This window comes from Bradyrhizobium sp. USDA 376 (assembly GCF_054063675.1).
This window is the reverse complement of sequence record NZ_JBSSGN010000001.1, coordinates 8,481,704-8,495,017: the sequence shown is the minus strand read 5'-3', so window position 1 is coordinate 8,495,017 and position 13,314 is coordinate 8,481,704. Positions and strand designations below refer to the sequence as shown.

At 65.9% G+C, this 13,314-nt stretch carries 13 protein-coding genes and 1 riboswitch; of the genes, 3 read left to right on the top strand and 10 right to left on the bottom strand.

Annotation, left to right across the window (positions count from 1 at the left end; all coding sequences use genetic code 11):
- Positions 1-6 precede the first annotated feature (6 nt).
- Positions 7-1,215, bottom strand: coding sequence for an MFS transporter (locus tag ACVJ19_RS39935; RefSeq protein WP_453954530.1), 1,209 nt, complete (start codon positions 1,213-1,215; stop codon positions 7-9).
- 95 nt (positions 1,216-1,310) lie between these two features.
- A riboswitch (Fluoride riboswitch) is annotated at positions 1,311-1,400 on the bottom strand.
- Positions 1,401-1,648: 248 nt separating this feature from the next.
- Here ACVJ19_RS39935 and ACVJ19_RS39930 point away from each other — a divergent pair.
- Positions 1,649-2,518, top strand: a complete 870-nt coding sequence (locus ACVJ19_RS39930; protein ID WP_453954527.1) for a DUF1194 domain-containing protein — start codon at positions 1,649-1,651, stop codon at positions 2,516-2,518.
- Between the two features lie 131 nt (positions 2,519-2,649).
- On the opposite strand, the gene ACVJ19_RS39925 is transcribed toward ACVJ19_RS39930, so the two are convergent.
- Positions 2,650-3,423: an enoyl-CoA hydratase/isomerase family protein gene (locus ACVJ19_RS39925; RefSeq protein WP_453954526.1), complete on the bottom strand. Its 774-nt coding sequence runs from the start codon at positions 3,421-3,423 to the stop codon at positions 2,650-2,652.
- Positions 3,424-3,623: 200 nt separating this feature from the next.
- Positions 3,624-4,055, bottom strand: coding sequence for a hypothetical protein (locus tag ACVJ19_RS39920; RefSeq protein ID WP_453954525.1), 432 nt, complete (start codon positions 4,053-4,055; stop codon positions 3,624-3,626).
- A 133-nt stretch (positions 4,056-4,188) separates the two neighbouring features.
- On the opposite strand from ACVJ19_RS39920, the gene ACVJ19_RS39915 reads away from it, so the two are divergent.
- Positions 4,189-4,572 (top strand): bleomycin resistance protein, encoded by a 384-nt coding sequence (locus ACVJ19_RS39915; RefSeq protein ID WP_453954523.1) that lies wholly within the window; start codon positions 4,189-4,191, stop codon positions 4,570-4,572.
- Positions 4,573-4,602: 30 nt separating this feature from the next.
- On the opposite strand, the gene ACVJ19_RS39910 is transcribed toward ACVJ19_RS39915, so the two are convergent.
- Positions 4,603-5,661 carry a class I SAM-dependent methyltransferase gene (locus tag ACVJ19_RS39910; protein ID WP_453954522.1) on the bottom strand — a complete coding sequence of 353 codons (1,059 nt, stop codon included), beginning with the start codon at positions 5,659-5,661 and terminating at the stop codon, positions 4,603-4,605.
- 221 nt (positions 5,662-5,882) lie between these two features.
- On the opposite strand from ACVJ19_RS39910, the gene ACVJ19_RS39905 reads away from it, so the two are divergent.
- A complete protein-coding gene (locus ACVJ19_RS39905; RefSeq protein WP_453954521.1) occupies positions 5,883-6,485 on the top strand; it encodes a hypothetical protein in 603 nt (200 codons plus the stop codon).
- 4 nt (positions 6,486-6,489) lie between these two features.
- Here ACVJ19_RS39905 and ACVJ19_RS39900 read toward each other — a convergent pair whose 3' ends face one another.
- The 6 genes from ACVJ19_RS39900 to ACVJ19_RS39875 all read right to left on the bottom strand — a co-directional run bounded on the left by ACVJ19_RS39900 (position 6,490) and on the right by ACVJ19_RS39875 (position 13,283).
- A complete protein-coding gene (locus tag ACVJ19_RS39900) occupies positions 6,490-7,554 on the bottom strand; it encodes an Acg family FMN-binding oxidoreductase (RefSeq protein ID WP_453954520.1) in 1,065 nt (354 codons plus the stop codon).
- 161 nt (positions 7,555-7,715) lie between these two features.
- On the bottom strand, positions 7,716-8,963 hold the full coding sequence (locus tag ACVJ19_RS39895; RefSeq protein ID WP_453954519.1) for a class I SAM-dependent RNA methyltransferase: 1,248 nt from the start codon (positions 8,961-8,963) through the stop codon (positions 7,716-7,718).
- Positions 8,956-9,690, bottom strand: a complete 735-nt coding sequence (locus ACVJ19_RS39890; RefSeq protein ID WP_453954517.1) for a TlyA family RNA methyltransferase — start codon at positions 9,688-9,690, stop codon at positions 8,956-8,958. The genes ACVJ19_RS39895 and ACVJ19_RS39890 overlap by 8 nt, the downstream gene beginning before the upstream one ends.
- Positions 9,691-9,728: 38 nt before the next feature.
- Positions 9,729-10,283, bottom strand: a complete 555-nt coding sequence (locus ACVJ19_RS39885; protein ID WP_453954516.1) for a nucleoside 2-deoxyribosyltransferase — start codon at positions 10,281-10,283, stop codon at positions 9,729-9,731.
- 231 nt (positions 10,284-10,514) lie between these two features.
- Positions 10,515-12,443, bottom strand: a complete 1,929-nt coding sequence (gene dxs, locus ACVJ19_RS39880; protein WP_453954515.1) for a 1-deoxy-D-xylulose-5-phosphate synthase — start codon at positions 12,441-12,443, stop codon at positions 10,515-10,517.
- A 588-nt stretch (positions 12,444-13,031) separates the two neighbouring features.
- Positions 13,032-13,283: an exodeoxyribonuclease VII small subunit gene (locus ACVJ19_RS39875; protein WP_061021206.1), complete on the bottom strand. Its 252-nt coding sequence runs from the start codon at positions 13,281-13,283 to the stop codon at positions 13,032-13,034.
- Positions 13,284-13,314 lie beyond the last annotated feature (31 nt).

Sequence of the window (13,314 nt, the reverse complement as noted above, 5' to 3'; positions counted from 1 at the left end):
CTCCCGTCATTGCTTGCTCTCCGTTGCGAGCCCGTTGCCGATGGCGAGCAGCCCCGCGAGCGACACCAGTGCGAAACCGAGCCCGGCCAGGAAGGTGCCGGCCGGGCCATAGGCGTCCCACAGCGCGCCGGCGATCACGCTCGCCGCCAGCAGGGCAATGCCCGTGAACAGGTTGAAATAGCCGAATGCGGTGCCGCGCAGGCTCGGCGGCGCGGCGTCGGCGACGAGCGCCGAGAGCAGGCCCTGCGTCAATCCCATATGCAGTCCCCACAGCACGACACCGAGCGCCAGGCCGCCAAGGTTCGGCAGCAGCGCGAGTGCAAGGTCGGCCCCGGCGAGCAAGAGGAGACCGACAGCGAGCAGGCCCGTCCGGTTGATCCGGTCCGACAGCACGCCGGCCGGATAGGCCGAGAGCGCGTAGGCGATGTTCATGAGCACCAGCACCGCCGGCACCCACATCGCATTGAGGCCGATGTTTTGCGCGCGCAGGATCAGGAAGGCCTCGCTGAAGCGGGCGAGCGTGAACACGACGCCGACCGCGACGACGCGCCAATACACCGATCCGAGCTGCCGCATCGCAGCGAGATTGAGCGGATTCTTCGGAGGCTCCCGGCTCGGGTCCGGGTCCGGCTCGTTGACGCCAAAGGCGATCAGGCCGAACGACAGGAAGGCCGGCAGCACGGCGAACCAGAACACGAGGGCAAAATTGTCCGCCGTCCACCACATCAACCCGATCGCGACCAGCGGCCCGACGAAGGCGCCGATGGTGTCGAGCGACTGGCGCAGGCCGAAGCTCGCGCCGCGCAGGCCGCGCGGTGCGATATCGGCGATCAGTGCATCGCGGGGTGCGCCACGGATGCCCTTGCCGACGCGGTCGATGAAGCGCGCCGCCACCAGCCACCCGACGCTCGGTGCAAGCGGGAATAGCGGCTTGGTGAAGGCGGCAAGTCCATAGCCCAGCGCGGCGAGCAGCTTGCGGCGGCCGAGCCAGTCCGACAGCGCGCCGGAGAAGATCTTGATGATCGAGGCGGTGGCCTCCGCAATACCCTCGATGAAGCCGACCGTGAGCGTGGAAGCCCCGAGCACGGTGACGAGATAGACCGGCAGCAGCGCGTGGATCATCTCGGAGGAGATGTCCATCAGCATCGAGACGAAGCCGAGCACCCAGATTCCCCTGGGCAGCCCGCTGCGCACAGCATTCGGTGTCGTCGTCACGCCTTCTCCGTCTTCCGCTTTCAGGCAACAAAAAACCCGCCATCGGCGGGTTTGTCCATGCTCCCGCCAAAGGCGGAGGCTCAATGATTGCCCCACCTCAAGCAGGAGTCATCAGCCCATACGGTCCAAGATTCGGGCTCAAGGCCGCCGGGCGGTTGTCGGGGGACTCCATCCCCATCTGTGCAGCCAACCTAGCATGGAAATCGCGCCGGACAAGTGGGCGGGGTGCGTGTCTCCACCGGCACCGGAGTTCTCGGTTCGCGAGCCCCGGAATGAACTGCGCGAGCGATCGCGCGTGTTCCGGTGTCAGCGCTGTGGCCAAACGACGGCAACGCGCGGCAGCGATGCACTTGAATGTGAAGCGCAAGCGATCTTCGCACTTTGCGGCAAGGCGATTGCATGTCACCATCGCGTCATACGACGGGAGACTGCGATGCGCTTGCTGTTCTCGATCGGGGCTGTGCTGGTGGCCGGCGTGCTTGCCGGGGGGGACGTCGCGGGCATCGCGGCACCGGGGCCGAAGTTTGAACCGCCCAGGACCGAGCCACAGCGGCTGGCGGCGGACAAGGATGCGCAGACGGTCGATGTCGAGCTGATCCTCGCGGTCGACGTCTCCTACTCCATGGATATGGACGAGCTGGCGATCCAGCGCGAAGGCTACGCGCAGGCGATCCAGTCGAAAGAGTTTCTCCAGGCGCTGAAGATGGGTCCGAACGGCCGGATCGCGGTCACCTATTTCGAATGGGCCGCCTCCACCGACCAGAAGATCATCATTCCCTGGCGGCTGGTCGACGGGCCGGAAACTGCCGACGCGGTCGCCGCCGAAATCATGAAGACGCCGATCCGGCGCGCCTCGCGCACCTCGATCTCGGGCGCGATCACCTTCGCGATGCCGCTGTTCGACGAGGATCCCTATCGGGGCCTGCGTCGCGTCATCGACATCTCCGGCGACGGCCCCAACAACAATGGCGGCCCGGTCACGGTGGCGCGCGACGCCGCGCTCGAGAAGGGCATCGTCATCAACGGCCTGCCGATCATGGTCAAGGAACCGTCCTATTCGACCATGGATATCGACAATCTCGACTACTATTACGAGGACTGCGTCATCGGAGGTCCCGGCTCCTTCGTCATCTCGATCAAGGACCGCGACAAGTTCAAGGAAGCGATCCGCACCAAACTGCTGATGGAGGTCGCCGGCCGCATGCCGGAGCGGCCCGTGGTGCGCGTTGCAGATAAGGACAAGGAGCCGCGCGTCAACTGCCTGATCGGCGAGAAGATCTGGTCGGACCGCTGGGGACGCTAAAGCATGATCCGGAAAAGTGCGAAGCGGTTTTCCGGAAAGATCATGCGTAAACAACAACCTAAAGCGCGATGACGATTCATCCCAATCTCATCGCGCTTTAGGAGCACGCGCCTCGGACGGCGGACAGTCCTCTACCATTTCGGCGCCCGCTTCTCCACGAAGGCCCGCAGGCCCTCCTGCGCCTCGTCCGACGTCGCGACGTTGCAGAAATCGTCCACGGCGCTGGCGATGCTGCGCCGGTAGTCGAGATCGATCTGCCGCATGAAGGCGGCGCGCCCCATTCGCAGCACCGCGGCCGATTTCGTCGCGAACTGCGCCGCGAGCCTCTCGGTTTCCGCCTCGAGCTCGGCATCGGCGACGACGCGGTTCACCACGCCGAGCTCGCGCGCCTCCGCCGCGCTGAAGACGCGGCCGGTGAACAGCAGCTCGAAAGCACGGTGGCGTCCGACGATGCGCGGCAGATGGGCATAGTGAATGGCGGGGATGACGCCGACATCGATCTCGGGATAGCCGAACGTCGCGCTTTCGGAGGCCAGCACCACGTCGCATGACACCGCCATGGTCATGCCGCCGCCGCGCGCCGCGCCGCCGACCGCGGCGATCGACGGCTTTCCGAGCCCGTATTGGGCGTCGTAAAGATCGATGTAGAGCGCCTGGAGGAATTCGCGGATCTGGGCGCCTGACTTGCCCAGCAGGATGTCGAGGTCGAGGCCCGCCGAAAAGCGTTTTGCGATGGCGCTCGCCAGCACGACAACGCGCGCATCCGCATCGTCGGCAGCGCGGCGGAGTGCCGTCACCACCGCACGGATGACATCGAGGCTCAGCGCGTTGACGGGCGGCCGGCACAGCGTGATGCGGGCGATGTTGCCGACGCGTTCGTAAGCGACGGGGGTGTCTGGTGTCACCGGGGTCTCCAAGTCTTCAAGTACGTATTACGGACGCGCCCATAAATCCGTCATCCTGAGGTGCGAGCCATGGGACGCAACGCGTCCCATGGGGGGCCTCGAAGGATGCACGGCCCCGATGCAGCCGGGCCGTCGCCCTTCGAGGGCCGCTGAAGAAGCGGCCACCTCAGGGTGACGGTGATAGAATTTCGCCGGGGCAACTATTTCGCCGCCAGCGGCGGCAGCGGGGGCACGCTGTCGTTCGGCGCTTCGGCCTGCATCGTGATCAGCGTCATCGAGACCAGGTCGTAATAGCCGATCAGGCCGATGATATCCATGATGCCGCGCTCGCCGAATTTTTGCTGCGCGGCGCGGTAGACCTCGTCGGACACCTTCTTGTCGCGATACAGCGCCATCGCGAGCTCGTAGAGCGCGGCTTCGTCGTCCTTCATCGTCTGCGGCCGCACGCCGTTGGCGATGTCCTTGGCGACCGCAGGATCAAGGCCGGCCGCGATCGCATCCGCCCATTCCTTCTGCGGCGAGGTCAGCTCCTCCGCCTTCAGCGGCACGAAGCGGGTCGGCTCGGCGGTATGGCCGGCTCCCGATATCGGCACGGTGAACAGCGCGGCCAGTGCCAGGCCAAGATATTTCATCGTCATCCTCCCATTCCGGCGGACTCGCGCCGCCTTGTTCGGTGGCCAGCTTACGTTGCGGGACGCGCCGTACAAGGGCTCGGGAATGCATGCTAGACTGCGCCCCGGAGATTGCTCGCGATGGAGAAGGCCGATGACCGACGAACACCCGATGATGGCCGGCGCCGCCACCGTCTTCGTCGTCTCCGACATTGCAGCCAGCCTCGCCTACTACCGCGATGTTCTCGGCTTCGAGGTTACCTTCGAATACGGCCAGCCGCCGTCCTATGCCTGCCTCTGCCGCGACGAGGTCGGCCTGCATTTGCTCGCGGCAAGCAGGACGAAACGATTGCCCGGACATGGCGGTCTCTGCATCTTCGTCCGGGACGTCGACAAGCTCTATGCCGAAGTGTCGGCGCGCGGCGCCAGGTTGCTCAACCATCCGGAGGACCGTGACTACGGCATGCGCGACTTCGACGTCCTCGATGGCGACGGCAATCAGCTGACATTCGGCATGGGGACGGACGCCGCGGCCTGACATCGTCGGCCGCGCGCGCCCGGCGTTGAATCAGATCCGTGCCTCCAGGATCAGATTGAATGGCGTCTCGGCGGCGCGGCGGAAGCGCGACAGGCCGCCTTCGCGCGCGACCTTGCGCAGCCGCGCTTCGCCCGCCTGCGCACCGAGCGCCAGGCCCACCTCCTGGTCGAGCGAGGCCGGCGTGCAGATCATGGTCGAGGCCGCATAGTAGACGCGGCCGACCGGATTGAGATTGTCTTCGAGGCGATCGCCTGCGAACGGCTCGACCAGCATGCAGGTGCCGTCCTTGGCCATGGTCTCGCGCACGTGGCTGATGGCGCCGACGGGATCGCCCATGTCGTGCAGGCAATCGAAGAAGCAGACGAGGTCGTAGCCTTCGGCGGGATAGCTCTTGGCCGAGTGCACCGCGAAGGAGACCCGGTCGCCCAGCTTTGCCTCGTTGGCTCCCTTCCGCGCCGCCTCGATCGAGCCCTCGTGATAGTCGAAGCCGTAGAAGCGCGAGTTCGGGAAGGCTTCCGCCATCAGCCGTGTCGAGACGCCGTGGCCGCAGCCGACATCGGCGACCTTGGCGCCGCGCTTCAGCTTGTCCACCACGCCGTCGAGCGCCGGCAGCCACTCCTGCACCAGATGATGCATGTAGCCGGTGCGGAAGAAGCGGGCGGTGCCGCAGAACAGGCACTCGCTGCGCCGATTCCAGCCGACACCCTTGCCGGTTTTGAACGCGTCCGTGACCTTCGGCTCGTCGAGAAACGCCGCGGCAATGACGTTGCCGACCGCGCCGAGGAACACCGGGCTATCCTGGTCGGCAAGCGCCATCGCCTGCTCGGGCAGCATCGAGAACTTTCCTGAAGCGGTATCATATTCGACGTAGCCGGATGCCGCCTGGCTCGAGAGCCATTCGCGGACATAACGCTCCGTCGTCCCCGTGGCGCTGGCGAGCTCGGCGGAGTTCATGGGTCCCTTGGCGGCGAGGGCACGGTAGAGACCGAGCTTGTCGCCCAGCAGGACCAGCGAGGCGTTCATCGCCGCCCCCACCTCGGTGATCATCTTGCCCATAAAGGCATTCAACCTGTCGGAATTGACCTCCATGATAGCCTCCATGCAATGACGGGCATTTTCAAAGGTCTGCGCAATCAAAGCGCGGGCGCGAGCTTGCGCGCGTCCCTTAAATGGGTCAATCCGACGCGGATGAGGTTCAACGCGTCAGGAAGAGGTGATCGGGAACAGGACGCCGCATCACTGGCACCAGCGTCGCTGGTATTCGCACGCTCCCGGGCGTATAATTTACAAACTTTTTGACGGTCTCCCGAATGCCAGGCCTTGCTTCTTCTCGTGCGCTCGCAACTCTCTTCGCCGTGCTCTGCTTCTGCGGAGCCCCGGCTCATGCGCAAGTCGCACCCCTGAGATATTGGATCCCGGGCGGGGCCTTCGGCTATGGCGGCAGCGATGGCCAGAGCTCCGACACCTACGGCAATTTTCCGAGCTTCAATGCCGCCGACGCAGGCGGGCATTCCAGTTTTGCGAACGGCTTCTTCGTCGGCAGCCAGCGTGGCAACCTCAATTGGAGCGGCCTCAGCCAGACCGGTCTCGCCGGCAATTTCAGCGCGCTGTCCTATGACAGCACGCAGTTCGGCTACAACACCAAGACCGCGGGCGGCATGCCCGTCACGTTTTTTGCCGGTTTCGACACGCTGAAATATGGCAACGGCATCGGCAGCTCGATCGCGCCGCTGACCTCTGGCGCCGCACCGGGATACAGCGCATTTGCCGGCGTCGAGTTCAAGCCGACCTCCAACCTCAGCCTGTCGTTCGGGGCCGGGTTCACCCAGCAGGACTCGGGCCGAATGGACAGCGATATCAGGTCGAACATGCTGCCCGGCGAGTCACCGGCGCTGAGCGGGCTGCGGCGCTAGGAGACTATTGCGTCGGCCGCATCACCAGTTCCGGGGCGCGGCGGAGCGATTTCGGCAGATCCGGCCCGGCTCCGAAGCGCATCACGATATCGGGTCGCCGCTCGCCGAGTCCGAGCGAGGCTGCGAACTGCGGCCGTAGTGTCGCCACCTCGACCGGCTGGTTGACGAAGGAATATTTGAGCCCGAGCGCGGTCGCCTGCAGGGCGAACCGCTGGCAGGCACGGCCGGCCGCAATCCAGTGCGACGTGTCGCTACGATCGGCCGCAAGCACGACGACACCCGCGGAGCTGTCGAGCGCGGCGCGGTATTTCCCGTTCTCGCCACTTTCGGTGAAGAAGAACCTGAGCAGCGGTCGCGCGATCCATGCCGGCAGGGACGGGTTTCCCGAGGCCCGCGAGAACAACCCGTCCATGGTCGCGACCGCATCCGCTTCGTTGAAGCGCATCCAGCTTACGAGCTCGCTCATGAAGGCCTTGTCGCGCATTTGCGCGGCATTGCCTTCGAGCACGTAGTCGGTGACAGCGGCGATGGCGGCGCGTTCGGTGATCAGGATTGCCGAGACGTTCGGCTCCCGACAGGCGTTCTCGAGCCGGCGCAGCATGTCAGGCGCCACCGGCTTGCCGTCGAAGGCTGCACGGGTGCACTGCCTGAGGGGAATCGCGTTGACCAGCGCCGACGTTTCGGGGGGCGCTTGCTCCAGCGGGATCCGGACCGTGTTACCGTCGACCATCGGGTTCGCCCGCCAGCCGAGCGCTGATGCCGCGAGGACGAGGTTCTCGACGGCGCAGCCGAGGCTGACGAAAAGGTGGTGATCGTCCGGATCGACCACCGGACAGCGGCGCGCGAAGTCGGGCGCAATCACGATTTCATTGCCGCGGGTGGAGAAGATCCAGGGCTGGGTGTTGTGGCTGTTGGCGGCGAGCGCGGCAAAACGCACGAGTTCGCGGACCCGCGGCGCCGGTTGCAGCGGTGCTCGCGACGCTCGTACCGTTTCCTCATAGGTCGTCGTCGCCGCAGCCGAGGGGCGGGCGGTGATTGCCGCCGCGGAAAGTCCGAGCGCGGTGGTCATGAGTTGTCGCCGGTCGATCGCCATCATCCGCTCCGCGGTCCTTTCGCACGACGCTTCTAGCGCAAGCGGAAGCTCGGGCGGTTGACCGGTATCAAGGCTCGGATCGGCACCGGATCAATTTGGCGAGGCGCCCGCTGTCGGCCGTCCCACGGGGCTTGCAGCTACCGCGCAAACCGCGCCACCAGCTCGACATGCGGCGTGTGGCGGAACTGGTCGACCGGCACCACGGTTTCGATCCTGTAGCCGCCGTCGATCAGGAGCCGCGCGTCGCGGGCGAAGGTCGCGACGTTGCAGGACACGGCGACTACCACCGGCACCTTGCTCGCGGCAAGCTTCAGCGCCTGTGCCTGCGCGCCCTGGCGCGGGGGATCGAACACCACGGCGTCGAAGTCGCGCAGCTCCTGCGGCACCAGGGGGCGGCGGAACAGGTCGCGCGGCTCGGCTTTGATCGGTTTGAGCCCCGGCGTGCGCGCTGCCTTTGCGAGCGCTGCGATCGCGCCGGCATCGCTGTCATAGGCGGTGACGCGCGCCTTCTCGGCGAGCCGCAAAGCAAACGGTCCGACGCCGCAGAAGAGGTCGAGCACCTCCCTGGCCTTGCCGACGCGCTCGGTGACCAGCGCGGCCAGCGTCTCTTCGCCCGCGACGGTGGCTTGCAGGAACGAGCCCGGCGGCAGCGTCACCTCGGCGCGGCCCATCCGTAAGGTCGGCGCGAGGCGCTGCAGCACCAGCTCGCCATGCCGCGTCAGCCGCGCCAGGCGATGCTGCTCGGCGACGCGCGACAATGTCGTGACGAGCGGCGTCGGCAGCGGGCCGGAGCCGCGCACGTCGACGTCGAGGCCGTTGATGGTGGCGGTGACCTGGATGTCGAGCGGCTTGGTCACCGGCATCTTCGACGTCAGCGGCTCTGCGATAGCCCAGGCGGCATCGAGCGCGCCCTCGAGTGCGGGGTCGAGGATCGGGCAGCGGTGGATCGGGATCACGTCGTGCGAGCTCGTCGCCGAGAAGCCGACCTTGAGGACGTCATGCGTGCCGAAGCGGCCATGCAGCGTGACGCGCCTGCGCCCCACACCATGGGCATCGACCAGCGGCGCCACCTCGCAATCGATGCCGGCCTGCGCCAGCGTCTCGACCACGATGCCGCGCTTCCAGGCATGATACGGCTCCGCTGCCCAGTGCTGGATGGCGCAGCCGCCGCAGATGCCGAAATACGGACAGAACGGCTCGATGCGCTCGGGGCTGGCGACATCGACCGCCAGCAGCTTGCGGCGGTCGGGATGGTGTCCCGCGACGTGATCGACCTCGACGGTCTCGCCGCCAAGCGTGTACGGCACATAGATCGCATCGCCCGTCGCGAGCGAGACGCCGTCGCCGCGATGGCCGACATGGTCGATCGTCAAGCGCTCAACCACGGCGCGCGCCCAGGAAGAATTCGATGTTGCCGTCGCCGCCGGTGATCGACGAGGGGAACACCTCGATGTCGGTGCAGCCGAGGGAGGCTGCAAATGCCGCGATGTCGTCGCAGATCTCCTGATGCACGGCGGCGTCGCGGATGATGCCCTTCTTGTTGTGCTTCCTGTCAGCCTCGAATTGCGGCTTGATCAGCGCCAGCAGGCTCATCGGTGCCGCCGCCAGCGACAGCGCCACCGGCAGCACGCTCTTGAGCGAGATGAAGCTGACGTCGATGACGACGATATCGGGCCGCGCCGGCAGCCGCTTGCCGTCATAGGCGCGGATGTCGGTCTCCTCCATCGACACGATCTTGGGATGACCGCGCAGCGAGGGATGCAGCTGGCTGGTGCCGACATCGACCGCAAATACGAGGCTCGCGCCGTTGGCCAGCAGCACTTCGGTGAAACCGCCGGTGGAGGCGCCAACGTCGAGGCAGACATGATCCTCGATCTCGATCGGGTAGCGCTCCAGCGCGCCGGCAAGCTTGACGCCGCCGCGCGAGACGTAGGGGTGCGCGGGCTCAGCCTGGATCACCGCGTCCTCGGCGATCGTCTCCGACGGTTTTGAAACCTGCTTGTCGTCGGCGGTGACGAGGCCGGCCTCGATCGCCGCGCGCGCCCGTGCCCGGCTCTCGAACAGGCCGCGCTCGACCAGCAATACATCCGCGCGCTTGCGGGGAGGGGACATCACGCTCTCATGAGACGATTCTTGGGACGATTGACGCGCTATGGTGCAATCAATCGCGCGGCTGCCATCCGGACGCAAGTCTCGAACGCGGCAAGATCGTGCCAGACGTCGATCGGCATCGTGGCCGGCGTCACCAGCGGGCAGCCGTGCAGCTCCAGCGCGTGGATCATCATGAGGTTGTCGACGAGGCCAAAGTCCTCGACCGTCAGCCCCTGGGCATCGACCAGCCGCCCGTCCTCGGAGGTGACGTCCATGAAGCGACTGATGCGGTCGGCATAGGCGGCGCCGTCGTTGGAATAGGCGAGACAAAACTTGCGGCGGCCGGCCATATAGCCAAGCTCATAGACGGTGCCGGGATCGGCGCCGGCGCCGCGGAACGGGGTGAGGTTGGCGATGATGGCATCGGCCGCATCCATCATGGCCTCGTTGCCGCAGAAGATCTGCCGCGAGGCGTCGGGCGCCGCAAGGTCGATGGCGTTCTCGAGGGGATAAAGGCCGGTGAGCCCGTGCGCCGCGCAGATCGCAGCCTTGCGCCGGCCGATCTCGACGGCATCCGGCAGGAACACGTCGGGGCCTGCCAGATAGATCTTCATGGGAACCGTTCGAAATCAGGCGAGCTGCGGACCGCAGCGAAAACTGCGCTCCCTCCCCCGCCTGCGGGGGAGGGATGGGGAGAGGGTGTCTCCGCGAGCGAGAACTCCCTGGAGGAGAAAGCCCTCACCCGGATCGCTTCGCGACGTAGCCGAGGCTTCGCCTCGGCGTTTTCGGATACGGCCGCCGAAGGCGGCCTTTGCCTCTCCCGCAAGCGGGAGAGGTGAGACCCATCAAGCCAGCTTGACCGTTTCGGCCTTCACGTCCTTGCCGAGCGCTTCGAACACCTTGGCGACGATGCCCTTGGCGTCGAGACCGGCGCGGCCGTACATCGCGGCGGGCGTGTCGTGGTCCTGGAACACGTCGGGGAGCACCATCGAGCGGAACTTGACCATGCCGGTGTCGAGCACACCCTGGTCGGTCAGGAACTGCGCGACGTGCGAGCCGAAGCCGCCGACCGAGCCTTCCTCGATCGTGATCAGGATCTCGTGGTCGCGGGCGAGCTTGAGCACCAGCTCGGTGTCGAGCGGCTTCATGAAGCGCGCGTCCGCAATCGTGGTCGAAAGGCCGTGCGCGGCGAGCTCGTCGGCCGCCTTCTCGCACTCGGCGAGGCGGGTGCCGAACGAGAGCAGGGCGATCTTGTTGCCCTGGCGGATCACGCGGCCCTTGCCGATCTCGAGCGGAATGCCGACTTCGGGCATCTCGATGCCGCGGCCTTCGCCGCGGGGATAGCGCAGCGAGCTCGGACGGTCGTCGATCGCGACCTGGGTCGCCACCATGTGCACCAGCTCGGCTTCGTCCGCCGCCGCCATGATCACCATGTTGGGCAGACAGCCGAGATAAGCGTTGTCGAACGAGCCGGCATGGGTCGCACCGTCGGCGCCGACGAGGCCGGCACGGTCGATGGCGAAGCGGACGGGCAGGTTCTGGATCGCGACGTCATGCACGATCTGGTCGTAGCCGCGCTGCAGGAAGGTCGAGTAGATCGCGCAGAACGGCTTGTAGCCTTCGCTGGCAAGACCGGCGGCAAACGTCACCGCGTGCTGCTCGGCGATGCCGACGTCGAAGGTGCGGTCCGGGAACGCCTTGTTGAAGATGTCGACGCCGGTGCCCGACGGCATCGCCGCGGTGATGGCGACGATCTTGTCGTCCTTCTGCGCTTCCTTGACGAGGCTCGCGCCGAACACGTTCTGGTAGGCCGGCGCATTCGGCTTGGCTTTCGCCTGCGTGCCGGTCGCGACGTCGAACTTGACGACGGCATGGTACTTGTCGGCGGAAGCTTCCGCCGGACCGTAACCCTTGCCCTTCTGGGTCACGACGTGGACCAGGATCGGGCCTTCCTCCATGTCGCGCACGTTCTTCAGCACGGGCAGGAGATGATCGAGGTTATGGCCGTCGATCGGGCCGACGTAATAGAAGCCGAGTTCCTCGAACAGCGTGCCGCCGTCCATCATGAAGCCGCGCGAATATTCCTCGACGCGGTTGGCACGGTTGGCGATGATCTTGGGCAGGCGCTTGTTGATCTGCTTGGCCGCCTCGCGCAGCGTGCGATAGGTCTTGCCGGAGTAGAGCCGCGACAGATAGGCGCTCATGGCGCCGACCGGCGGCGCGATCGACATGTCGTTGTCGTTGAGGATGACGATCAGGCGCGAGTTCATCGCACCGGCATTGTTCATGGCCTCATAGGCCATGCCCGCCGACATCGCGCCGTCACCGATCACGGCGATAACGTTGTTCTTGCCGCCGGAGAGGTCGCGCGCCACGGCCATGCCGAGGCCGGCGGAGATCGAGGTCGAGGAATGCGCCGCGCCGAACGGATCGTAGTCGCTCTCGCTGCGCTTGGTGAAGCCGGACAGGCCGCCGCCGGTGCGCAGCGTGCGAATGCGGTCGCGCCGGCCGGTGAGGATCTTGTGCGGATAGGCCTGGTGGCCGACGTCCCAGATCAGGCGGTCGCGCGGCGTATCGAAGACGTAGTGGATCGCGGTGGTGAGCTCGACCACGCCGAGGCCCGCGCCGAAGTGACCGCCGGTCACCGAGACGGCATCGATGGTCTCCTGCCGCAGCTCGTCAGCGACCTGGCGAACCTGCTCGATCTTGAGCTTGCGCAGGTCTTCCGGCGTCTGGATGGTGTCGAGAAGCGGCGTCTTACTGTATGCGTTCACGGCGATTTCCAATTTGTCAGCGCCGGAAGTTCGTTCCGGTGCGCGATGGGTTTGCACAATATCGGCGCAGCGCGAGTCCTTAAACCGTCGGAGCCACCTGCATGGGGCAAGGCCCCGTCTTCAAGCTTAGGTGAGCTTAAGTGCGCTCCGGTTCAGTCTCTGTGATCCCTGTCACTCAGATCGGCTTCGTCCGTCCCAGCCAATTTCATTAGCAGTTTGAAGCGCTTGTCGTTGGTAATCGGTGCCCACGCAAGGCTTACAAAAAGCCACACTCCGCGCAGCTTTACACCAAAGCTTGGGCCAAAGCCAACCCGCTGGGCCGATTACGGGCATGCACGTGCAACCCCCGGGCCAGAGTGGTTAATCTGGCGCCCGCGGCGAGGTTCCAGCCTTGCCCGGTTCCGCGGCGGTATTTTTTTGGCGCGCGCGAGGGCTTTTGGGCGGATTCGAAGGGCCGAGCAGCCCCTCGGAGAGCGAGTTCCCTGATCCCTTGTCCGGGGTCGGTCCGCCGCGTGAGGGAATCAGCGGCGTGCAATCATGAAAAAATGCAGGCTTCAGATGCCCGGAACGGGGGCATGATCGTCGGCCCTACTGGACGTCGAGCGGTGCGGTTCCGGTGGGCTGGCCGCTGGCATCGGTGGTGATCTTGTCGACGCGGGCCTCGGCCTGGCGCAAGAGTTCCTCGCAGCGGCGCTTCAGGGCCTCGCCGCGCTCGTAGATCGTCACGGATTCCTCAAGCGGCACCTTGCCGTCCTCGAGCCGCTTCACGATCGTTTCGAGTTCCTCGATCGCGCGCTCGAAGGTGAGCCTGGAGACGTCGACTTGGGTATTTTCGGCCATATCCGTTTCCGATTGCCCGATTCGCATGCCT

Excerpts from the sequence above, each read along its gene's own strand:
- ACVJ19_RS39930 (WP_453954527.1), top strand. The coding sequence starts at position 1,649 with ATGCGCTTGCTGTTCTCGATCGGGGCTGTGCTGGTGGCCGGCGTGCTT.
- ACVJ19_RS39920 (WP_453954525.1), bottom strand. The coding sequence starts at position 4,055 with ATGAAATATCTTGGCCTGGCACTGGCCGCGCTGTTCACCGTGCCGATA.
- ACVJ19_RS39915 (WP_453954523.1), top strand. The coding sequence starts at position 4,189 with ATGACCGACGAACACCCGATGATGGCCGGCGCCGCCACCGTCTTCGTC.
- ACVJ19_RS39910 (WP_453954522.1), bottom strand. The coding sequence starts at position 5,661 with ATGGAGGTCAATTCCGACAGGTTGAATGCCTTTATGGGCAAGATGATC.
- ACVJ19_RS39905 (WP_453954521.1), top strand. The coding sequence starts at position 5,883 with ATGCCAGGCCTTGCTTCTTCTCGTGCGCTCGCAACTCTCTTCGCCGTG.
- ACVJ19_RS39900 (WP_453954520.1), bottom strand. The coding sequence starts at position 7,554 with ATGACCACCGCGCTCGGACTTTCCGCGGCGGCAATCACCGCCCGCCCC.
- ACVJ19_RS39890 (WP_453954517.1), bottom strand. The coding sequence starts at position 9,690 with ATGTCCCCTCCCCGCAAGCGCGCGGATGTATTGCTGGTCGAGCGCGGC.
- ACVJ19_RS39885 (WP_453954516.1), bottom strand. The coding sequence starts at position 10,283 with ATGAAGATCTATCTGGCAGGCCCCGACGTGTTCCTGCCGGATGCCGTC.
- ACVJ19_RS39875 (WP_061021206.1), bottom strand. The coding sequence starts at position 13,283 with ATGGCCGAAAATACCCAAGTCGACGTCTCCAGGCTCACCTTCGAGCGC.